This is a genomic window from Eubacterium segne (genome assembly GCF_014287775.1).
GTDB lineage: Bacteria > Bacillota > Clostridia > Lachnospirales > Lachnospiraceae > Eubacterium_G > Eubacterium_G segne.
Genome location: NZ_JACOOZ010000010.1, coordinates 1 through 22,048, shown reverse-complemented (window position 1 = coordinate 22,048; position 22,048 = coordinate 1). Strand labels below are relative to the sequence as shown.

The 22,048-nt window shown below is 36.2% G+C and carries 25 protein-coding genes; all 25 read right to left on the bottom strand.

From position 1 onward, the window contains the following. Position 1: 1 nt before the first annotated feature. The 25 genes from H8S00_RS12305 to H8S00_RS12195 all read right to left on the bottom strand — a co-directional run bounded on the left by H8S00_RS12305 (position 2) and on the right by H8S00_RS12195 (position 21,945). Positions 2 to 1,630 carry an RNA polymerase sigma factor gene (locus tag H8S00_RS12305; protein WP_186840639.1) on the bottom strand — a complete coding sequence of 543 codons (1,629 nt, stop codon included), beginning with the start codon at positions 1,628 to 1,630 and terminating at the stop codon, positions 2 to 4. Positions 1,631 to 1,719: 89 nt separating this feature from the next. Continuing rightward, a complete protein-coding gene (locus tag H8S00_RS12300; protein WP_118589050.1) occupies positions 1,720 to 3,834 on the bottom strand; it encodes a SulP family inorganic anion transporter in 2,115 nt (704 codons plus the stop codon). 142 nt (positions 3,835 to 3,976) lie between these two features. Next, positions 3,977 to 4,669, bottom strand: coding sequence for a hypothetical protein (locus H8S00_RS12295; RefSeq protein ID WP_118589051.1), 693 nt, complete (start codon positions 4,667 to 4,669; stop codon positions 3,977 to 3,979). Between the two features lie 182 nt (positions 4,670 to 4,851). Beyond that, positions 4,852 to 5,898, bottom strand: coding sequence for a virulence RhuM family protein (locus H8S00_RS12290; protein WP_118589052.1), 1,047 nt, complete (start codon positions 5,896 to 5,898; stop codon positions 4,852 to 4,854). Positions 5,899 to 6,175: 277 nt separating this feature from the next. Then, a complete protein-coding gene (locus H8S00_RS12285; RefSeq protein ID WP_118589053.1) occupies positions 6,176 to 7,243 on the bottom strand; it encodes a DUF6339 family protein in 1,068 nt (355 codons plus the stop codon). Beyond that, entirely contained in the window at positions 7,244 to 8,128 is an 885-nt protein-coding gene (locus H8S00_RS12280) for a hypothetical protein (protein WP_186840638.1), read from the bottom strand. Continuing rightward, positions 8,115 to 10,028: a hypothetical protein gene (locus tag H8S00_RS12275; RefSeq protein WP_118589055.1), complete on the bottom strand. Its 1,914-nt coding sequence runs from the start codon at positions 10,026 to 10,028 to the stop codon at positions 8,115 to 8,117. The genes H8S00_RS12280 and H8S00_RS12275 overlap by 14 nt, the downstream gene beginning before the upstream one ends. 5 nt (positions 10,029 to 10,033) lie before the next feature. After that, positions 10,034 to 10,258, bottom strand: coding sequence for a hypothetical protein (locus H8S00_RS12270; RefSeq protein ID WP_117688270.1), 225 nt, complete (start codon positions 10,256 to 10,258; stop codon positions 10,034 to 10,036). Between the two features lie 159 nt (positions 10,259 to 10,417). Beyond that, positions 10,418 to 11,989, bottom strand: a complete 1,572-nt coding sequence (locus H8S00_RS12265; protein WP_186840637.1) for a recombinase family protein — start codon at positions 11,987 to 11,989, stop codon at positions 10,418 to 10,420. Next, positions 11,982 to 12,398: a serine integrase family protein gene (locus H8S00_RS12260; protein ID WP_118589056.1), complete on the bottom strand. Its 417-nt coding sequence runs from the start codon at positions 12,396 to 12,398 to the stop codon at positions 11,982 to 11,984. Before H8S00_RS12260 ends, H8S00_RS12265 begins: the two co-directional genes overlap by 8 nt. Further along, positions 12,395 to 13,849 carry a recombinase family protein gene (locus H8S00_RS12255; protein WP_436233082.1) on the bottom strand — a complete coding sequence of 485 codons (1,455 nt, stop codon included), beginning with the start codon at positions 13,847 to 13,849 and terminating at the stop codon, positions 12,395 to 12,397. The genes H8S00_RS12260 and H8S00_RS12255 overlap by 4 nt, the downstream gene beginning before the upstream one ends. Positions 13,850 to 13,851: 2 nt before the next feature. After that, the gene (locus tag H8S00_RS14165; RefSeq protein WP_436233081.1) at positions 13,852 to 14,031 is read right to left on the bottom strand and encodes a hypothetical protein; all 180 of its coding nucleotides are present in this window, start codon (positions 14,029 to 14,031) and stop codon (positions 13,852 to 13,854) included. 363 nt (positions 14,032 to 14,394) lie between these two features. Beyond that, a complete protein-coding gene (locus H8S00_RS13885) occupies positions 14,395 to 14,790 on the bottom strand; it encodes a transposase (protein WP_243053028.1) in 396 nt (131 codons plus the stop codon). Next, entirely contained in the window at positions 14,791 to 15,510 is a 720-nt protein-coding gene (locus tag H8S00_RS13880) for an IS110 family transposase (protein ID WP_243053030.1), read from the bottom strand. It abuts the gene before it with no gap. Positions 15,511 to 15,542: 32 nt separating this feature from the next. Beyond that, a complete protein-coding gene (locus tag H8S00_RS12245) occupies positions 15,543 to 15,878 on the bottom strand; it encodes a metallophosphoesterase family protein (protein WP_118589057.1) in 336 nt (111 codons plus the stop codon). 77 nt (positions 15,879 to 15,955) lie between these two features. Continuing rightward, positions 15,956 to 16,462 carry a hypothetical protein gene (locus tag H8S00_RS12240; protein WP_118589058.1) on the bottom strand — a complete coding sequence of 169 codons (507 nt, stop codon included), beginning with the start codon at positions 16,460 to 16,462 and terminating at the stop codon, positions 15,956 to 15,958. 51 nt (positions 16,463 to 16,513) lie between these two features. Continuing rightward, positions 16,514 to 16,720, bottom strand: coding sequence for a hypothetical protein (locus tag H8S00_RS12235; protein WP_021951759.1), 207 nt, complete (start codon positions 16,718 to 16,720; stop codon positions 16,514 to 16,516). A gap of 20 nt (positions 16,721 to 16,740) precedes the next feature. Then, positions 16,741 to 17,346, bottom strand: coding sequence for a hypothetical protein (locus H8S00_RS12230; protein ID WP_118589059.1), 606 nt, complete (start codon positions 17,344 to 17,346; stop codon positions 16,741 to 16,743). A gap of 11 nt (positions 17,347 to 17,357) precedes the next feature. Continuing rightward, on the bottom strand, positions 17,358 to 17,621 hold the full coding sequence (locus H8S00_RS12225; RefSeq protein ID WP_147365649.1) for a hypothetical protein: 264 nt from the start codon (positions 17,619 to 17,621) through the stop codon (positions 17,358 to 17,360). Between the two features lie 63 nt (positions 17,622 to 17,684). After that, positions 17,685 to 18,254, bottom strand: a complete 570-nt coding sequence (locus H8S00_RS12220; protein ID WP_118589061.1) for a hypothetical protein — start codon at positions 18,252 to 18,254, stop codon at positions 17,685 to 17,687. A 14-nt stretch (positions 18,255 to 18,268) separates the two neighbouring features. Beyond that, a complete protein-coding gene (locus tag H8S00_RS12215) occupies positions 18,269 to 19,309 on the bottom strand; it encodes a hypothetical protein (RefSeq protein ID WP_243053031.1) in 1,041 nt (346 codons plus the stop codon). 1 nt (position 19,310) lies between these two features. Continuing rightward, positions 19,311 to 19,901 (bottom strand): hypothetical protein, encoded by a 591-nt coding sequence (locus H8S00_RS12210; protein ID WP_118589063.1) that lies wholly within the window; start codon positions 19,899 to 19,901, stop codon positions 19,311 to 19,313. 81 nt (positions 19,902 to 19,982) lie between these two features. After that, the gene (locus H8S00_RS12205) at positions 19,983 to 20,402 is read right to left on the bottom strand and encodes a hypothetical protein (protein ID WP_021951753.1); all 420 of its coding nucleotides are present in this window, start codon (positions 20,400 to 20,402) and stop codon (positions 19,983 to 19,985) included. Between the two features lie 69 nt (positions 20,403 to 20,471). Beyond that, positions 20,472 to 21,047: a hypothetical protein gene (locus tag H8S00_RS12200; RefSeq protein WP_186840636.1), complete on the bottom strand. Its 576-nt coding sequence runs from the start codon at positions 21,045 to 21,047 to the stop codon at positions 20,472 to 20,474. A 223-nt stretch (positions 21,048 to 21,270) separates the two neighbouring features. After that, positions 21,271 to 21,945, bottom strand: coding sequence for an exonuclease/endonuclease/phosphatase family protein (locus H8S00_RS12195; protein WP_186840635.1), 675 nt, complete (start codon positions 21,943 to 21,945; stop codon positions 21,271 to 21,273). Positions 21,946 to 22,048: the final 103 nt, after the last annotated feature.

Below are 22,048 nucleotides of genomic sequence, written 5' to 3'. Positions count from 1 at the left end.
ATCATTCTTCGCCATTTATTGCCACAACTGTAAATACCGCCTTTTTCTGCTTATCAGTCAGTGGTTTTAACATTCTCACTTCAAGCATTCTTTCAACTATAAAAGGAATATTTTCTCCCCATGTAAATGAGTTGCTATTATTGTATCTTACAAGTTTTTCCAAATGTTTGGGATATTTATGCCGGTTTGCCTTGTAGAATCTTTCATCTGTTCTTTTTCCTTCTTCCAGCACAAATTCCGGAATCTGCATATGAGTTTTTACAAAATTGTTTATGGTACCCACTAAATTTCCGTCTTTTACATTTATAAGTGTAATCTGATTTTTCCCGTCAGCTACATATCCCTTTGCTGATAAATTTGAGAAACTATTTACACTTATCTTGTCTTTCTCACAACCATTTGATATGTACGAATACAAATCCTCCCAATCATCCGGATTATTGTTTCTCCAATCTATACTTCTACCACTGTACATACAGTTATACTGTATACTTTGAAGCACCTGCCTGTTATCTCTCCATACCTGATCAAACATATAACCGCAACCTTTGTATTTATCGTCTAACTTCTTTTTTGTACAATCATCCGTCACATTTGCATAAGCAATAAAATGTCCTCCATCCGGTCTTTTTACTGCAAACTCTTCCCAATTTTCCCAATCATCTCCCAGGGAAATTAATGTCATCATTATTAAATTATATTTCAAATAATTCTTATCATTATTTGGACATATCATTCCCCAGTTATCATCTGCCTTATCAAATTTGTCAAACATGTCCTTAAAAAGATTCTCGCATAAAAAGTCGGCAACATCTTTTTTAATTTTTAACTCTTCTGAAAAATCTTCTCTGACATCTGTTATATACATATTTGTCAGATATTTTGGATTTTTTGAATTATCAATCTGATCAATATATCCCCACTCAACCAGTTTTCTCAGTTCTCCTTCAATATAAGCAATGGGAACTTCCAATTCTTTTGCAATTTCTGTTACTGTCCTTGCCTGATAGTAACAACTCCATGCAATATTTTGCTTTAACCTTGAATCAAACATATCTTTTGTGTCACCACTTTTACCCGGACTTCCACTATGTCCCATACTAACAAAATATACAGGATTTACACTTAAATTACCATTCTTAACCATATCAATTTTCTCCTTCAATCCACTTCTGATGTCAGATAAATGCCATTTTACGGTTCCAACAGAAATATTAAGTTCTTTTGCGATTTCCATTACAGACATATCCTTATAGTATTTCATGTATGTAATTGCCCTTTGTCTATTGGACAACATTCCAATTTCTCTTCGCAGTTTTCTGTATGTTTCTCCACTTTCAATACAATCAAAACCGCTCTCAGACACCGGATATTCTATTTTCATAATGTCTATGTGTTGATTTGCCATTTTTCTGTCAATAAATCTTGCATATACATTACTTGCTATTCTATATACATATCCTTCTATATTTGCAATATTATCCGACTTAAGAAATGACTTATATACTTCCAACACTATGTTTGAAGCAAGTTCTTCTGCATTATCAACATCTCTCATTTTAGACATTGCAAATCCAAATATTTTCTGCTGGTATTCAACTATTAATCTGTCTGCATTTATCTTGTTCACTACTTACCTCCATGATAAACAAATGTGCACTTTTTGTTTTCATTAATATAGTGTGTGGAATAAGAAAATAGGTTGGGTAGAAGTTACATTTAATCCTCTTTTTCCCTTAAATCTTCAATTAATTTGAACACTTCCGGATGTCTTTTTTTCAAATGTTCATCAAGAATATGCCTTCTTTCCTTAAATCTCTCTGCCATTTCAGGATGCTCATCCCTGATTCTTATATGTATTTCTTCTCTATGCTTTTCAAAACGTTCAGCAATGGTCTTTTCATCTTTTCCCGAAATATTAACAATCTCTTTTAGGTGTTCTTCCAGATGTTCTAACCACTCGTCCTCATCAAAAGCATCCATATGTGACCAGCTTCCGTGGAATAGTTTTTCCATGTCTCCTGTTTTCTTTAACTGCTGAATCTGTAGGACAATTTGTTTTTCAATTTGTTCCTCACTTTCAGCACCATATGCCCAGACGAACTCCTGAACCTTATTGTCAGCTCTTTTTCTTGAAGCACTTCTTTCTACATTTTCCACACCGCCTTCTAAAGGATATGGTCTACCAATTCCCATGTCCTTCAAAGCAATATGGATAGTTCTTCTGACTCTTCCGTCTTCAATCATATAGCCCAGTCCCAGTTTTCTAAGCTGCTCGTTAATACTGGCAATATGCTCCGTCATATAAAATCCAATCCCCTTCTCTTCGAGGGACTTGTAAAGCATTGCCAGCCTGTCTGCCGCAGTTATGTCAATACTTCCAACACCACCTGCATCAAGAATTACTGCTTTAGTATCAGATTTAATGCTGTCTTCAATGTCACGCTGTAACACCTGAATATTTCCAAAAAACAGATTACTGCTAAATCTATAAATTACAACACCTTCAATTGCGTGTATCTGGCTTCCTTCCTTCAAATCCCTAAAATGTCTGTGTCCCGGCTGTATTCCAAGAAAACATCTTGAAGGTTTTGAAGTCCTTATAATCATTTCCGTAAAAGAAAGAATTATGCCGATTAAAACTCCATTTATTGTTCCAAGTAAAAGCACGCCGAAAAAAGCTCCCATAAAAATTAAAAATTCAGTTCTGCTTACTTTCCACAATCTTACTGCCAAGTCAAACTCAGTTGCACCCATAAGTGCCGAAATAACTATTGCCGTCAAAATAGGAATAGGAAGATATCCGATAAATCCGGTTCCACAAAGAAGCAACACTATCATAGAAAGTCCTGCCACAATACCTGTAAGCTGAGTTTTTGCCTGATACTGTTCCCCCATTGCCGTACGTGAAACTGAACCGTTAATAGGACAACATCCTGTAAAAGCAGCCATAAAGTTGCCTACAGAAAAAGCTAAAATCTCCTGATTGTCATTTATTCTGTAATTATTTTTCTGAGCAAAGCTGTTCTCTGCCAACAATGTTTCAGCCATAATTACTACTGCCACTGATAAACTTATTGTAATGGTCTGCTGAATGGGAATAGCCGAGAAATCAGGAATACTCCACTTTGGAAGTCCCGGCTCTACTGCATTTAAAGTCTTAATTCCCCAATCTCTTATTGGAAGACTTATTGTGAAAATCGTACCCACAAACATTAAAACTACTGCCATTGGAAATTTAGGCATTATCTTCTTCGAGGCAAAAAGTATTACCAGCGCTATCACTCCCATAATTACTGATGGCATATTTATATTAAGCGCAGTCTTATAGATATGTTCGGCTAATTCGAAAAACTCTCCTGTTCCCGATGTGCCTCCCATAACCTTTGGAATCTGCATTAATATGATTGTTGTACAAATACCTGTTATAAAACCACCCATTACCGGTGCTGAAATGTAATTAACCAGCTTTCCGGCTTTCATAAAATAAAAAGCCAACAACCATAAGGCAACAAAAAACGTCATAACAGGAACTGCTGCCATAGCCTTGTCTGAACCTGCCTCTATATTAAGTGTCAAAAGTGCCGAGCCTACAAGAGCTGCCGGTGCCGCATCCACACCAAATATAAACTGAGGCGATGTAGAAAAAAGTCCAAAAACAAGAATTGGAAATACCGAACCATACAATCCGCAAACTGCAGGCAGACCGGCTATCTGTGCATATCCCATAGAGATAGGAATAGACACCGCCATAATAATAATTCCTGCAATAATGTCCTTTATAAAATTGTCTTTGTTATAATTTCTTAATGTTTGCAATAGTTTTATATTCATTTTAAAGTCCTTCCTTTTTCAAGATACTTATTTTTATATTATATCTTTATTGCCATTAATTTTAAAGGTAATGTGAAATCTCAAAACATACACTGTCTCTATCCCAATGCATGAATGCCACCAATCTAGTAACTACTTGAATCTATATATTAGTTATCGTTTTTTTATATTCCCGATACGCAATTAATATCACAACTTCAAACATTACTAAACAATTCACCTGAAAATCATCGGTGACGTTTAACAATTCTATACTCATCTCATTCCAATCACCCGGTCCATAAATAGGAAACATACAAAATCCTATAACCGCTCCCATAACAAAATAATTACCTATCCAAAAATATTTATTTTCTTCAACTATTTTTATAAAATTATTCTTATTACGGAAAACAATATAACTTATCACTGTCAAAATAACGGAAAAAATTAATGCAACATATATTGTTTTATAATCAATATCGTAATTATATACTCCAAGTATTTCCGAAAAGTTTATATTAAAAATATAAAAAATGCATCCTATAATTTCATAGAAATAAATTAATAAAAATAGTGAATTAGCAATATGATCCGTCTTATGATATTTGGCAATTATACAACCCAATATTAAACCTACAATTGTCCCTAAAAAAATACCCTTTACCGAAAAATCAAGGTACCCTGGAATAAAACATCCTAGCATCATCCCAAAATAAATTACTATTACACTATATTTAAACCTTCGAGATATGTATTTTTCATTTACAATAAGCAATGTTCCTATGATTATTTTAATTATCATTAGTAAAATATCACCATGAATTTGATTATATATTTTTATTATTTCAATCATGCTTCACCTCTATTTAGTCGGTTACTATACCGGATATACATATATTACCATGCCGTCTCCAGTAGAATATTATTTTTCTTATGCTATTCTTTTTTCACATAAGTTAATTCAAGGAATTCCAGCTTGCCCTCTCTTAATGAAAATCTTTAATTTTCTGAATTAATAATTTGATTGAAACACTGCTACTTCTTCGCATTCTCTTCCAGTTCCAGCATGTACTTATCAAAGTCAGACATAAATAATCTGTCCTGAATGACACGATATTTTTCAAATTCAGTTTCAGCTTTTGCCTTGGCAATTTCTGCTGTGATTCTACCTGCATCCTGAAGTACCTCTCTGTCATCTGCCATCAGGAATAGATCCAGTCGTTTCGCCCAATCCTCCATTGTCATCGGAATATGACGTTCTGCACGATCCTCTGCCAAATCCAGATAAGCAGATACAATACGCTCCAGTGAACGCATTTCTTTCTCTGAAAGATAATTCTTCGCAATGCTCACATCGCTTTTTACAATCTTGCCTTCCGGTGCTGCTGCCCAAGTGGTCAATCCCATATGTGGCTTATCTGCATCGGCTCGCTCATAAATCAACTCCGCTGCTGTATGTCCGTGAACTGCATAGTGCATCTTGTTCTGCACTTTTGCAAAGAACTGCTTTGTTGTTTTTGCTGTCCGGTCATAATCAAGAGCTGTAGCATAGATGTCTGTTATCTTCTGATAAAATCTACGCTCGGACAAACGAATTTCACGAATCTGCTCAAGCAAACGGTCAAAGTATTCTACTGTAAGCACAGAACCACCATTCTTCAAACGCTCGTCATCCATGACCCAGCCTTTGATGGTGTAATCCTTCACGATACCATTGACCCACTTACGAAACTGCACTGCCCGTTCATTATTCACCTTGAATCCAACCGCAATAATCATTTGAAGATTATAATGCTTTGTATCACGAGTCACCTGACGGGAACCTTCGGTTTGAACTATCCGGAAATTCCGGATAGTTGAATCTTCCTCAAGCTCTGAGTCGGAATAAATCTTCTTAATATGCTCATTGATTGTACGAACATCCACATCGTACAATGCCGCCATCATCTTCTGTGTCAACCATATATTCTCATCCTCATAGCGCATCTCAATACTGTCCTGCTGGTCGCCAACAGAAGCAACATAGGTCAAATATTCCGCTGCACTGGAACGGATGGTTATTTCGTCTTTCTTCTTTTTCAAAAAGGATTACCTCCTTCTGTATCCTATACTAAACACCTTTTAGTTTCACTCTTTTTTTAATTTTCGTGGACAAGAGGTGGACAAATCGACCATTTTCCCACTTCTAATCCTCGAAACTCCTTTATTTATCGGCTAAGCAAACACACAGTCTCCACATGAAAGGACTGCTGTCTATGAATTACCATCGTGAAAGGAAACATATCCATGAACCTTTTAACGATAGGTCGAGGCTATCGTTAAAAAGTGTCACCACTGAAAACACTTTTTTAACTGTTCTCTACTTTTGAATTGCTTCTATAATATATGTCTTTCCTTGGAAAGGAACCTCATCTCCAATCCAGCAGCCTAAAAGGCTTTTTGCCAATGGCGGAATCTTTGTGGAATTCGGAAGATAATTTACCAGTATTGTTTTTTGTTCATCGGTTTCCTTAATACGAACATTGACTTTTTGACCAATAACTATATACTCTTCTTCAACACTATCTTCAGAGTTTTCTTCTTCTGATATGTCATTGCCATCAACATCCATATCTTCATACTCTTCGGATTCCTCTTCAATCTCTACCCCCTGCTCATCACCTTGTAAAATTCCATAGATGTTATCAATGAGCATATCAGCAATCTCATCCTCATCAAGACAATCTAAAACAACTCCACCGCCTACTGCATTCAAGAATTGCAATGTTGGTCTTATATGTTCCTTGAGTGAAAGCTGTGTGTTTTCCTCTTTGAAGTTTTTGAATGCTTTAACGATGCCATTCAAAATAACCGGATTTGCAGAGAAATTATTACTGTAAAAAATATCGGAAATTTTACTACTAATATCGTTGCTACCTATAATATCCAATTTTTCAAATGGATTTGCTACATTACTTGGATCATAGGTATTTCTTCCAACCCACCAACACTTGGCTATGGAATTTCTAAATAATCCGGCTCTTGTACCACCAGAAAAGAAAAATCTCGATTTTATATTTGATACAGCCTCTTTCTGTGTTTTAGGTGATTTTGTATCATAGTCCCATCTTTTTCTAAGGTAATCGTAATAAACCGAATGGCACAGACCCGCCCACAGTCTTTCATCACAAGCCTGTGACTCTGTCAAAAATGACAAGTGCTGATAAATAATCTTACAGTTCGCAAACTCAACTTCACCTTTTGACATATCAGAATCAATCGGTGCCAACTGGAAATCTTGTATCTCCTTAAATTCGACAAACGGATCTCCTCCACATACCTTCCAAAGCCATTTATTATCCTTTTCTGTGAAATACATGTTGTAAACCATATCGAGGTTTGATTTAAGGATGTCCAGTGCTTCTTTTTTCATAAAATATAGTTTCATTTAAACATCCTCCTCTTCCTCATCAGTTTCAAACAAATCTGCAAATTTTCTCAATGCAGCATTCAACGGTAATTCCATTGCTTCCTGTGCTAATTGCACAGAGGTCTTATCTGAATATAACATCTCATTTTCCAAGTCTACTCCACGTTTCTCATAGGCCTTTGATAAAGAAATATACCAATTTGTACCTGCATAATTTTCAATGCCATTCTCTTGCTTTAATTCTTCAAAAACATATACTAAGGCAGGGAAAACCATCATGGAGTTCAATATTGGTTGAAATTCTTCTTTGTCACAGAAACGAGAGTAAATCTCATACTCTTCTAATCCCAAACCGATACCAATTTGTGCAGTTGACAATTCCACCTCCATTGGCTTTGGTTCTGTTGTTAACCGCTTATACACCTTAAAAATTGAACTTGCGCTGTTAAATTCTTCGTAATTCTTTACAATATCAATAGCTGGTATATTTTTATACGCAAGAATACTTCCTTTCGACAGTTCGAATGACAGCCCTTGATAATCATCGTCCCAATTAGAATTCACAAAATGATTAACATCTTTTTTTGTCACTATTAAAACGATAATTTCTATTCTTCCGTTAATTCTTCCAATCGGAATTTCTTTGCTTACGTGATTGGAAATATCATGAATTGTAGTTCTATATGATGTGTTTGCGCATTCAATATGAATCACATATTCAGCATCACCTTCCAGGATCATTTTCTGAAGTTCTTTGTTATCCATTTCTATATCGAAATCAAACAACAGATTATTAACACCATTCATTTTATACTGCACATCTGCATCAAAGACAGAATCAGTGTAATCATCTCTTTCTTCGCTTAGAACTGGATATGTATATAATCTTTTAGTTATGTTCATATACATTTACCTCCATCGCATAATCCCGGTTATCAAGCAAAGTGATTTCAAACTGGACTTTTTCGTTTCCCTTCATACTAGAAAAATCTACACCTTCCGAACTCTTCTTTATTCCTGTGCACCCCATCAACTCTGATGCAGAATGGATGGCCAGTCGATTTGATTTACCATTTTCACCAACTGTAACAATCTCAACATGCCCTGCACAAATATCCCGTGGCAAAATAAAGGAAACTCTATAAGTGTTTCTCGATGTCTTTATAACTCTAACATTCTTAAGTTCTTGGTTTATATCTCCACCATATCTTTTATGTACGGTATCATGTCCACCTTGTTCCGCTCTTCCTTTATGAGAATCCTTTTTACTCCTATGTCTAGTACCACCTAAATTCCGAGTTGTTGGATCATCTCCATCAGAACCGATGGTTCCTTCCGTATCCGTGTTTTTCGACTTTCCATTTCCATCACTGCCGTAAAATAAACCCTTTGGCTTTGTTTTTGATGTTCGAGGCTGAATTGTAATGGAACCAATCTTATCTTGAAGACTTTCTTTATTACTGTCATCTCCACGCTGATTAGTCTTATCCGATTCCTTCTGAAGAACACCAGCCAAACCTGCAACTTCAATTTCATCGTCACTGGAATGTTCGCCCAACGTTTGAATACAGCCTCTTATCCAATCCTTTAGCTCATTGTTATATTCTTTTGCAAGCGGCACATTTGTTGAGTGTCTGCTTGGCAACCACTTATCATGTGCTGGCGTTTCCATTTCTCTAAAGAATTCATTAAGCTCTTTACCTCCCATTTCAAGCACACCAGAAAATGAAATAATTCTCGACATACTACCCAATGCAAACAATTTCATTCCGGAAGATCTAGTGATGAGAATTTTTCTATTCAATTTCTCCGAAGGATCGACCAGAACGCTAAGTTTTAGAGTTCCCATCCCGTGAAAGTCCTTTTTGAACACTTTTGTTTCAGGTCGAACAAGCACTTGGTAGTACCAATATGCATTTTTTATCTTTGAGTTATACGTGCTGAGATAACTTGCAAGCGTAGAGTTATCGATGACTTTATTGTCAACTGTAACACTTAATAAATTCTTGTGAATAGACATCAAGAAATTTTCTAGAACCTCGTTAATTACATCGCTATTCCATTCATGTCCCGCATTAAATCCGTACACAAAAACATCTGTACCAATCTCAGTTCTCTGATATAGTTTTTCCAACTCACTGATAGAATCAACAGGTAAGTTACCTTCCGGATTTCCGTAATAACCAATTCCAGTTGTCATCGTATTCATACTATTGCTTAAATCTTCTGGAAAAGATATAAAGCGTGACATTCCCTGTGCAGCAGTCTCTTGATCTTCATTTAGAGTTCTATAAAAAACTAATCTATAATCCGAATTTGTAAATGGTGCGTTCTTTCCTATTCCAAATGCTCCGGCTTTATCACCCGTTTTTGTCGCACCACCATCGAGTTTTGTCAATGCATTCCAGCCTTCGTCACTATCCTCATATGGATGGCTAAGTCCAGTTGTGTTGAAATCGCTAATTCGCAAAACAACTGTATTAGGCTTCTTAATTGCATTTAATGCCTTTGTCAGTACCTTAATGGTCTTTTCACTATTCTTTTTCGACCAATAATCATAAGCCTTCTGAATTTTAGAAGCATACTGCTCATATCCAGGAATATCAGAAGAAGGAATTCTATACTGTTCAAAATCAACTTTGATGGTCGCATTACTGCCTTCCACCGCTGCATCTAATGAGTTTTGACAAATTTCTCTTGCAAGCGACTGTATCTCTGTTCCTGTAAAGGTTTCAATGCCTGCGTCCGATACTCCACGCACTTGTCCAAATCCATTATGCGGAAACTTCCATTCAATAGTCATCTAAATCACCTCAACGTAAATTTGCTTTCTTTATTGCTATTATCCTGATACTTGCTTTTACAAGTTTTTAATTCTGATTCTAGTGCAGAGAAAATCTTTTTTACGTCTTCATCAGTGTATTCATATGTTGCGGTATTAGAGCAGTTACTTAAAAGTCGAATCATATCAATAATTTTGTTTGTTCTAGCTTCAGCAACTCTTATAAATTTATCATGCTTCGATTCAGCCATAATTTTTCTCCTTATCGTACATTTTTATTTTATCATACACATTTCAACTATATTTGTCAATATATCGCAATTATTTCTAAATTATTTTTCATATAATTTTATTATTTGTAAATTAAAATGTCCAGACTTCCGTCTGGACGCTGCTAATTTCTTTATATTTTATCTTAAAACATTGATTTCCATCTTGGCCTTAAAGCAGACCACAAACTTATCGTCATAAATCTTTATCTGATCGATGTATTTCCTTACTAGCTTATCATCATACTCGGTTATCTGAGTATCCTGTGTTTTAACATAGGCTACAAGTTCATTGATTCGCTGTCTGGTGCCTTCGGTCTGAGCATGCTTTACCAAAAGCAGCTGTTTATTCTGCCTAAGCTTTTCCATTTCATCAGCACATTTCGAATAATCTTTTTTGCTGTGTACCAATTCCAAGAGTTCCTTTTGCTTTTCTGCAATGGTCTTGTTAATTTCCTCAATTTCATCAGAATTGTCTTGGCTGACAACTTCCAGAATATTCTCTTCCAATATAGCTATCACATCCTTGGAACTCTCCAATACAGCATTCATGGCATCGATAACTGCCTGTTGAAGTTCTTCCTCCGGCACTGTCGGTGCTGTGCAACCCGATGGTCCATTTTCCACTCTTGTGCAGCATCTCCATACTATTGATTTCTTGCCTCGGTTATTCCAAGCCACTCGCCTATAAATATCTCCGCATTTCATGCAAGTGCAAATGCTTGAGAGTGCGTATCGGCTAGAGTAGATTCTTCGTTTCTTCCCATCTCTTCCACTTGTCATATCGGCTCTTCTTAGCATTTCTTCTTGAACCTGGGTGAATACATCTCTCGGTATGATTGCTTCCTGACTGTTTTTTACATAATACTGGGGAACCGTTCCATCGTTTTTAATTCTTGTTTTTTCGATAAAATCTGTTGTGATGGTCTTCTGCAAAAGTGCATCACCAATGTATTTCTCATTTGAAAGAATTCCACGAACCGTACTCATATGCCATTTATAACGTTTTCCTCCGGTTTTAATATGATCTCGTTCCAGTCCCATTGCGATATCTCTAAAGTTTGCCCCTTCCAAATACTCTCGGAAGATACGCTTCACAACCTTCGCTTCTTTCTTATCAACGATTAGGTTTCCTTTTGCATCCTTCGTATATCCGAGGAAATGCTCATGGTTCACTACTACCTTTCCTTCCTGGTATCGGAACTGCAGTCCCAACTTTACGTTCTGTGATAAGGATGCTGATTCCTGCTGTGCAAGCGAAGCCATGATAGTAAGGAGCAGCTCCCCAGATGCCTCTAGGGTATTGATGTTTTCCTTCTCGAATATGATGGCTATATTCTTTTCTCTCAGCTGTCTTACATACTTTAGGCAGTCGATGGTATTTCTTGCAAATCGGCTGATTGACTTAGTAATAATCAAATCTACTTTTCCAGCCATACAGTCATCGATCATCTCATTAAATCCTTCACGCTCCTTGGTATTGGTGCCGGAGATTCCATCGTCAGTATAGGTTCCAGCAAGTTTCCATTCCTTATTTCTGCCAATATATTCTGTGTAGTGCTGAACCTGCACTTCATAACTCCCCGCCTGTTCATCGCTGTCAGTACTGACTCGGCAGTACGCTGCGACTCTTAATTTCGGCTTATTTTCTTCCTTAGATATTCGATTGCCTGCTCGTATTCTGGCAGGAATCAATGTTACATTCTCATTCATTTGCTACCTCCGTGATTTGACTATATGCGTATTCTGCCTGTTTGTATGGATCATCGTATTGCACTGCTACCTTTCTAATAGTGAAAGTACCAATCTCTCCTTTCGGATGAGGTCTGTATGCTCCTATACGATTTTGGCTTTTGGCATTGTTTCCTCTGATTTCCTGTGCCTTCGTAAAAACATTTTCATTGATAATCTGCGGATAATACTCTGTGCCAACATACACTTTGTTTTTTAGAAATCTGCCGATTACCGAGTGCGTTTTATCAATTCCGGCTTTCTTAGCTGCAGCTCTCATGGATCCACATTTAATGTATTCTCGGAATAACATTCTCACTCTTTCTGCATTTGGCTCATCAATAACTGCTTGACCATTGTCAATGATGTATCCGTATGGTGTATGTGTCATGCGTTCACCAACCTCTCCGTTAAATTCAGTCCGCATTTCAGATTGAAGGTTATTTCATCTCTGCAATGAACTGTCATCATATCAACATATTCCAGGAACATCTCATCTTCAAACTCTGTGATTTCTGCTTTCTTTGAAACAAACCGTAGGAGCTTCTGTGCCTCTTCCAAATGAGTAAGGTCACCATTGATACTCTTCGAAATCAGCTGTTTCTCCATTGCAAGCCTGTCAGCCTCTAAGATTAGCTGATTCTTTTCTGTGTGGAAAATCTCCGGCTCGATATAACTGGAACTCAGCAGATTCGTAAGAACCGTTATCTGTTCCACGTTCTTTTCTATCTGTTCTTCCAATGAAAGCACCTGGTACAATCCTTCCTTATTGTTTGCTCCTCTTAGTTCTTCAACAAAAGGCTTTAATACCTTTGCATGAGCAGTTTGCAACTTCCGAATCATTCTGAGAAATGCTGTCTTGATGTCCTCATCACGGATGTACATCATAGAGCAGGCATCCTTATCTGTAATATGCGTATTGCAGCACCAAGCAACATAATCTCCGCTCGGCTTATAATGCTGTCTTCTCTTAAATGTTGATCCGCATTCGCCACAGATAATCTTCCCGGAAAATGCATAAAGACGCTGGTACTTTCCAATACCTGCCTCAATGCTTTTTTCTTTTGCTCTCTGTCCAATCACTGCTGCCGCCTTATCAAAAATCTCATGGCTGATAATCGGTTCATGATGATTCTTGCAAAGGTACATGTTTTTCTCTCCGTAATTGGTGTGCCGATTGAAATCATCATCGGTATATGTCTTTTGAAAAATTACATCCCCGGTATATTTTTCATTCTGCAGAATTCCTCTTACAGTGGATGGATGCCATTTAGTTCCCTTCCTACTTTGAATGCCCTTTTCGTTGAGTTCTCTTGCAATCACATAGGTTCCCATGCCGTTAATGGTCATGGAAAAAATCTCCTTAACAACTACTGCCTCTTCCGGAATGATTACCATCTTACCATCTTCGTTTGCGTATCCATATGGTGGATAGCTGATAGTGAAAATCCCTTCTTCGAAGCGGTGTTTTACGGACCATTTGCTGTTTTGCGAAATGGATCTCGACTCGCTCTCTGCAATGTAACTTAATATGGAAAGCATCAATTCTGAACTCATGTGTTCGGTGTCGATATTTTCCTTTTCGAAGTACAGATAAATGTTTAATAATGCCAGTCGTCTTACCATCTCCAGGCAGTCGGTTGTATCTCTTGAAAATCGACTGATAGACTTTGTGATCACTCGGTCGATTTTGCCATCTTCACAATCCTTCAGAAGTGCAAGCAGTCCATCACGCTTTTCCACCTTTGTGCCGGAAACACCTTCGTCATAATACAGACCTGCATATTCCCATTCGGAATTCGCACTAATGAAATTGTCGTAATGTTCCTTCTGTGTTTCCAAACTTAGTAACTGCCCATCCGATCTGGTAGATACTCTGGCATAGGCAGCAACTCGTGTTTTCTTTTTTCTATGAAACTCTTGATGGCTTCAATCTTGGTTATCCTTGCCATTGTCTCACCTGTTATGAAGTGACCTTTGTCAAGAGTAAATTCACAAAAATCACCACAAACTTTTCCTTTCATTAAATTTTAACACTGGGTACAGAGGTAGAACCCCAGACTAACAGTCCCTGGCCTTGGCCACTCTGTTATACGTGGATTGGTTACCAACAGGTCAATGATCCGCCGTGAATCTTGCCGTCTCCTAGCGTGAATCAAAATATATAAATATAGTGTCAACAGAGGTGAGTCGCAAATAATTAGGACCTTAGAGTGCTCCAAGGCTCTACCTCTGTATCCAGTGTTAATTAGTTGTTTTGCAGATGTAATCTGACAGAGTCAGTTACTTCTGCTTGATTACCCTTAAGAATATTCAGATGATTCTGTCAGGGACCTGTCGCCAATGGCGATGCGAAGCATCCTTGACTGAAACAGATGAATATTCTACTAACTTACATGTTCTGTCATCATACCCCAGATAAAACACGCTAATTCTCTTGCTATTGCTGTTGCTGCCACATTTCGATTAACTCCTTTGTTTAGAGTCATTTTGTAAAGCCTTCGTCTAAGCCTTTCATTTGCTTTATCTGCATACGCAATTACTTCCGGTGGATTTCCTTGCTGTCTTTGCCTCAATGCCACTGATTTGTGTCCTACATTTCCCCTTGTATAACTCTGGGTTGCTTCAACTAAAAGTCTTCGCAAGTGGCTATTTCCAGCTTTTGTTATGCTGTAGCGATTAACTCTCGTATCACTGGAATCTTCACTTGGTACAAGACCTAAAAATGAAGCAAATTTCGGTGCTTTTTCAAATCTTTCAAAATCACCAACTTCGACAATCATTTAAAGGGCTGTATGTGTCTTAATTCCAAGAAGACAACTCATATGTTTTACTTTTTCTTCGTATCTTTCTGCTGATGCAAGTTCTTCTATTCTTTCATCAAATCTGTTGATTTTTTCTGTTAAATATTCATACGTCAGAAGATACTCATCTAAAGCTTCTCTTTGTAAATCTGGCAATTCCAAATTTTTTAACCATTTCAGATGTGCAATAGTCCAATAAGATTTTCCGCCTTCAAAACGTTTTCCCTGTCTTAAAACAAACGCAAGTATCTGTTGTTTTACCTTTTTGAGATACAGCTTCTGGTCATCACGCATTCTAATATATTCCTTAACATCATTGTCATCATTATCTGGAACATATACTTCACTATAAGTATGAAATGCCAGACATCTGGCTATATTTGCAGCATCTCTTTTATCAGTTTTTACATGATGTGTATTGGTTACAGCCATTGTACTTGGAGCCAATATTTTGCAATCTACAGCATGATCTTTTAATTGATGATACAAAGAATAACCCAAACATCCTGCCTCGTATCCACAAACAAATGTAACCTCACCTTCATATCTTGAACGAACCTGTTCCATATATTTAAGAACAAGTTTGTAATCTGATGGTATTGTCTGTTTATATTCAACCTTATCTGTATCATAACTATAACAACAAAGTGTGTACTGTTCCTTATGGACATCCATCCCAACATAAACTATACTATTCATATGTGACCTCCTATTGTATGCGGTAATCCCTGTTACCTTATTATTCGTTCAATATGCAAAGGCAGATCCATAATCTGATCCGCCAAATTCAGCATATCTGCCTCAGTAAGTCTGTCCTTCATCAAATCGAATAAATTATACCTGTATGGTTGCAAGTTGCTTCGCTTCTTTGGGACAGTTCCGTAGTAAGTATAGATATATTTTGCCAAAAGATGATCGTGATTACCACGAATCCATTTTACATTTGTATTTAACCCACAAATTCTAAAATAAACACCAACAGGATCTGGCTCGGCACCTCCACGGTCAAATATATCCCCTAAAAGAATAATCTGGTCTTGCGTTGTAGGTGATATCAGCTTAATCATTTCATCAAATTTTTTTTAGTGAATTATGAATATCTCCAATAACATAAGTTGCCATTACTTAGAATCTCCTTCTCATTTCAGTCTAGCTCTTTTCGTTCCACTTCTCTAAATCTGTCATCCATAGCAATATACTCAAATATCGCAACTCTTTGCGATGTAGAAACCGACACCCGCTTCTGCTCTTCATTCCACCATGCAACTGCCCTATCATAGGCTTCCCTTGCTGTCTTTTTGCTTACATATATTCCAAGCCACTCGTCGGCATCATGATTCCATTCATCTGCTGTAACAAGGAGAAAGAACGGTCCCTTCCCATAAACAGATTCCTTATCAAACTCTGCCCATAGCAATTCAGGTTCTACTTCTACAAATATTTCATTGTCCTGATTGAATTCTTCTATCGTAAGTTTTGTACAAGGATTATTGAGATAAAAATCATATTGTTGAAATCCATACTCATCTGCAGGATTACTAATCACGCGTTCATATGAAGCTTTCAACTTCGATATATCATCATATATTCCAATGATTTCATCTCCATCATAATAACCCGGAAAATATAATAAAAATAATCTATTCTCCATAACAAATCCACCTTCCATTTTTGTACTCTATTTTTAATCCGCTTACTGAAATCAATTGCTTTTTTCTTTGCCGTTATGCTCTACAATTATGTGCATTATTTCTCTATTATGCTTTACACCAGCTTTAGGAATACTATATCTGCATGCTATATCCACGGATACATCCGCAACCTTCCCGCAAAATACTTCCTCTGTATCAGTCTTTACCACAATTTGTGTATTACCATCCCAATTTTCCAAAAACTCAGACAAATTCATAATAATAACCATCCTTCGCTCTAAAATATTCCATATATAGTTTTTCCATTTATTTCAATATCCGTCCTCGCTGTATTTGACAACACAATTACCATCCGCTTATTCAAGCATGAATCAAATTTTCTTTTTTCCAACACTTTTGCGATATTTTTATCGCTTTCTTCTAAATTATCCTCCATGCCTATACCATACACAAACATGTCGTCATAACTAGCTGGAATTTCATTTCGATATTCGTATAATCTGTATGACCAGTCTTCTCTATTAACAACAGCAAAATTTCGCCCTATCTGTAAATAAGGCTTTATATCTTTGAACAAAAGAACATCTTCTGCCTTTCTTTCTATCTCACGTGAATTTTCATGAAGAACAATCTCAATCGCAGGTTCTATCGTATCATCGTTTATTGAAACAATTACTCCGTCTAAATCCTTTTGAGATATGTATATATCCTTAGAAAATTCAACATCTGCCATTCCCACACCATAAATATATAAGTCATTGTATTTTTCAGCCGGTATGTCCGAAATCATCAGATAATCGTGATAATGACCATCTTCAAAACATATGGATAACCTGATATTTCTTTCCAAATACTTTCTAAGTTCCTTAAACTGAATTGCCATAATCTATTGCCTCACTTTCTCTTATAAAGTTTTTCCCATAATTTTCCCTCTATGTTCCGCCAAGATTCCGCTCTCCATATTGGTTCTCCCCAAAATCTATAATCCCAAATATGCCATGATTCATTTTCTTTGCGATAATCATTGGATTTACCCGAATATGCATTTTCGAGATTATCTTTTCCCGAACGACGTATTTTCTTATTCGCTACTCTCTTGGCAAATTTCGTTTTGCCACCGACTTTGTATACTGGTGTATGCTTATAACTTCTGCTCATTGTTAAATCTTTCACTCCCAACGACAATCTCTTCTAATGTCCTTGGTTCATAATTCATAAGTGCTATTCCTCCCACTTTGGCAAAACAGTATATCTGCCACTATAATAGCCTTCCAAAAGTTTTTCCTTCAAATCATCATACCATGCTCTCATTGTAGATTGGAGATAGTATATTTCGCCTCTGCCATTTTCATCAATCTCTAATATGTTGCCCGTCGTTACATCCATGTGAAAGATGATTTTCTTTTCATTTCCACCGTAATATTCGATAGTTAGATATTTATCAGCATCTTTTGCAAACACCATAACACAATTCAAAAAAATAGATATGAGACGATACTCAGGATTCCACCATAATTCTTTTATGTTTATTGTTGTTTCTTCTATAGGTAACCATGCCAGTACATTATCAAGTTCAATTACTCCTCCTCGGCTTTGCCTGAAGCTTCCCGCCTTTCCATTTTCAGTGCTCCATAATCCGGTGTCCCAACAACCAGCAGATAGGTGGCCATTCTTCTCTATAATTAAGCAAACCTCAAAATTATGTGGAAGCACATCTTTTATGAAATGAAATCCTGTTAATGTTATTTCTCCTGGCTTATTTGATACAGCAAATGCCTCATATATATCCAAAATTATCTTCTCCTTTATTTTTTTATCTCTATACTATTTTCACGTAGTTCTGCACTGGTCATAGGTCTGCGGTGTGATTGTACAAACATCACAGCTCTCTTTATCCCACTAACCATATTTATTTCCTGCTGTGAATATTCACCATAGTCTGTGACAATATCTACATTTTCTGGATCCTGCAAAACTTCTTCCAACACACTATCAAATCCATGGGCATGATCCAACTGACCATTACGCACGAAATGATATATTAACCCTGTTCCAGAGAACTCCGCCGCAATATAATCAACAGCTCCTCTTTCAAAACCATATCCCATCTGCACACACCAAATACCAGAAGTATCATCATAAACCGGGATATATTCACTAAGATATCTCTGCTCTAATAAATCATCTGAACCACCTGCATATTCAGGTTTGTTATCAGCATTAATCCTATGACTATTTTTACTGTATAAATTCGTGAGATATTTAAGATATGCAATTCTCTCATCTTTTTCGTTCAAGGACATACGCTCAATATATATCGGATTAATATGCTCATGTTCAAACTCTCCCTGATATGCTACTCCATCAAACTTAATATCTACGCAAACCTGAACATCAGAATAATCTCCTCTGAGATTTTTATAAAGCTCATAATCATCGTCAAAATAACCTAAGATTATTCCTATCTTCTCGTTAAACATAGTTGTGTTCCAGTTACCATAGAGACTTCTTACAATGTCACCATGCCGGAAGTTGTGTGGTATAAATATGAAGTCAGACAATGATTCACTGTACGATATATTTCCTGATGCAATATTTCTCTCATTGTAATATTGCTTGTCTTCCCTAATCTGTGATATCGCCTTTAATATCCTATTCCTTAATACATCATCAGTTATTTCGTCCATAAACTGTTTTAACCACTTTACCTTTTCCTCATATGAAATCATAATGTGATTTGCAACTATTGTAGCCTTTTCTATATCTGTAAATTCGTGGTGAATACTATGTAGATAAGCTCTTGTATCTTTCGATGTGATAAACTCATCAATAAAATCCTTTTCCATTCTAGACCTCCAAATAATTATAGGAGTATGTAAAAACAAAAAGACATTTATTTCTATACTCTTTTAGAAGATTCACTATATATTTGCTAGTCAAAGTATAATCTACCGGATCACAACCAAACTTTTCTGTAAGATCAAGAACTACCACTCCTCCGTAATTCCCCTCAATTATGTCGTTAAGATGATTTTGTACAAGATACACATCAGGTTCTATCTCGCTGATTACTTCCATGCGTCGGCTACTTATACGCTTTGCCCTTATTAAGCTCTGCATAAGTGTTTCCGTCATATCTTTTACAGCCTCAATACTATGACCGCATACCACATAATGAACCATATTTCCCTTGAAGACAGATGCATTTTCATGTTCTTCAATATTAATAAGCTCATCAATAAATGCCTGATCATATATAGCACTCTTGCAAATATTTTTGTCCGGAACAATTCTCTCCTTGAAATCGAAGTGAAATGATTTCGTTTCACTATTGTAGTAGTTGTAAATCCATAAGTTTGATGTGTCTACGAATCTGTTAGTTAAATTCACGAAATCCCTTATTCTTGCTTCCAAAAGAAAGTCAAGTGCCTGATACATGGTAATTTCACAAGGTACAGTTTTTATTCTGTTTACTGAATTTTGGTGCCAATATTGATTTTAAACCTACATTTTCACATTTCATACGTTCTTCACCTCTATGTTTTCTTCATCTCTTTTAACGCTATTCGTGTTATGTAAATTTACAAATTTATCTTTATATATGTCTTCTACAAAAAATACTGGTAATTTTCCACGATATGTCTGATATAATACATCCTCTGAAATCTGTATATAACGTTTTCCCACTGGTGTATCTATTTTTTGCATATAATCTACTACAATAGAATTTTTCATTTTATCATTGATTTTCCCACAGATAATACAATAGCTGTTAAGTGATGTATGAATTTTATTTTCTTCCCAATTCCATTTATATCTAATTAGACATTCTTCATATTGATGCCTGTGTTTTGACTTCTTATTTGCTTTAGATATATCATTTTCTTTCCGTTTGAGATATTTGGGTATTTCTAAATCTGAACTAAATTTTTGTTCCATTTCTTTCACCTTCCTCTGTCACCAATCCGACTAAAACCAAAAACAGAAACGTCTTTTAAAATTGAACTCTCAAATATACCCTCGGTCACCCGAGGACCTCACCATATCTATAGCTTCTTCTGCGGTTATCCTGCCTTCAAGCAAAAGAAACACTGGAATACTTAAATCATCTAGCAAGCCGGGGAGCACTGATGTAATAAAATCTTCTATCTCCAACATATCCAGTTCAAAATGCGTATATGGAATAAGCATTGTTGCTGTAATATCTTGCATTTCGTCTTCGGTAACATAGAATCTTGGCAATATTAAATATTGAGACTGATATAATGCACCTTCCAGACCATCTGAAACGCGTACCCACAATCTGGCATTTATATAATTCATTAATCTGTATAATTCAGGCAGATGCTTCGACTTTTGACATATTTCTGCACCCAATTTTGAATAATAAACTCTTACTTCCATAGAATTCTCATAAAACCAGATACACCCCTCTGTAATATAACCTGGAGATCTGTCACAATTCTTAAAAACCATCGTTATTCTCGGTATACCTTCCATCAGATCTGTTTCAAAATACAAATTATGCTGTTTTAAATACAAGGTAATTTTTGACCACATCCAGATACTGGTTCTCTTTATCATAAACTCCAAAACAACTGCCCCTTTTTGTTTTTTACCTTTAGATTTTACTATATCAATTGGTTTATAAATCTACTCAAATCGTTTCTTTCAGAAATATCAAAAACAAAACTTTATCTCTCTTTCAATTCTCGTTTTACACCTGATACCCGATTCTGAGTAGCATATTTTGTTAAGCGTTCCAAATACACTAGTGGCATCTGTTGTATTTGAAGGAAATGGCTCTCTAAAACTTCTTTTCCAATTCCACTATAATTGGATAATGATCGGACAATGTTGACAATGTTTTATTATCATCAATAAAAACGTTTTTTATATTCAATCTAAAAAGCACTGTATTTTTTATTAAAAAATGATCTATTGAAGATCCTGTTATATGATTTGTTACACCACCTCCAGAAATATCCGTGTAGCCATATACATTAATCAGCTTTCGATACTGTTGTCTTTCACACTCATGTTCTTCATCCCATCTATTCTTGATTACGTAATCTCCTGAATTAAAGTCTCCCAAAATTAAGTCCGGTCTATCGGCTTCTCCCATTCCGTGCAATAAAGGCAATAATACAGATGAACTAGGTAGATGAATTCCAAGTATTCTAAATTCTTTTAACAATTCAATATACTTATTTAAATACCCATCTTTAAATGATGTTTTACAATCATCACCATCTGTCTTTTTCCATACACTTTTCTGCTTAGGAACCACAGCTACTGTTACATTTAGTCCCTTTTTGTACGGTTCTATAACTGTTAGATTATTCTTCTCAAATAAAGATGTCCAGTTACTATACTCATCACAACCCCATTGAATACTACCATTATACTCATAATAGGGGAACTCCTGCAATACTGCCACATCATCTTCATTTGATACCAAAATTAAAATTTTAAATTCCACTCTCCCACTGTACAGTGGAATTTACTTTTACATAAACGGAATTTACTCTTTCACACCATTTTCCTCTATTATATTGCTTATTCCCTCTTCTTTTTGTATTCTT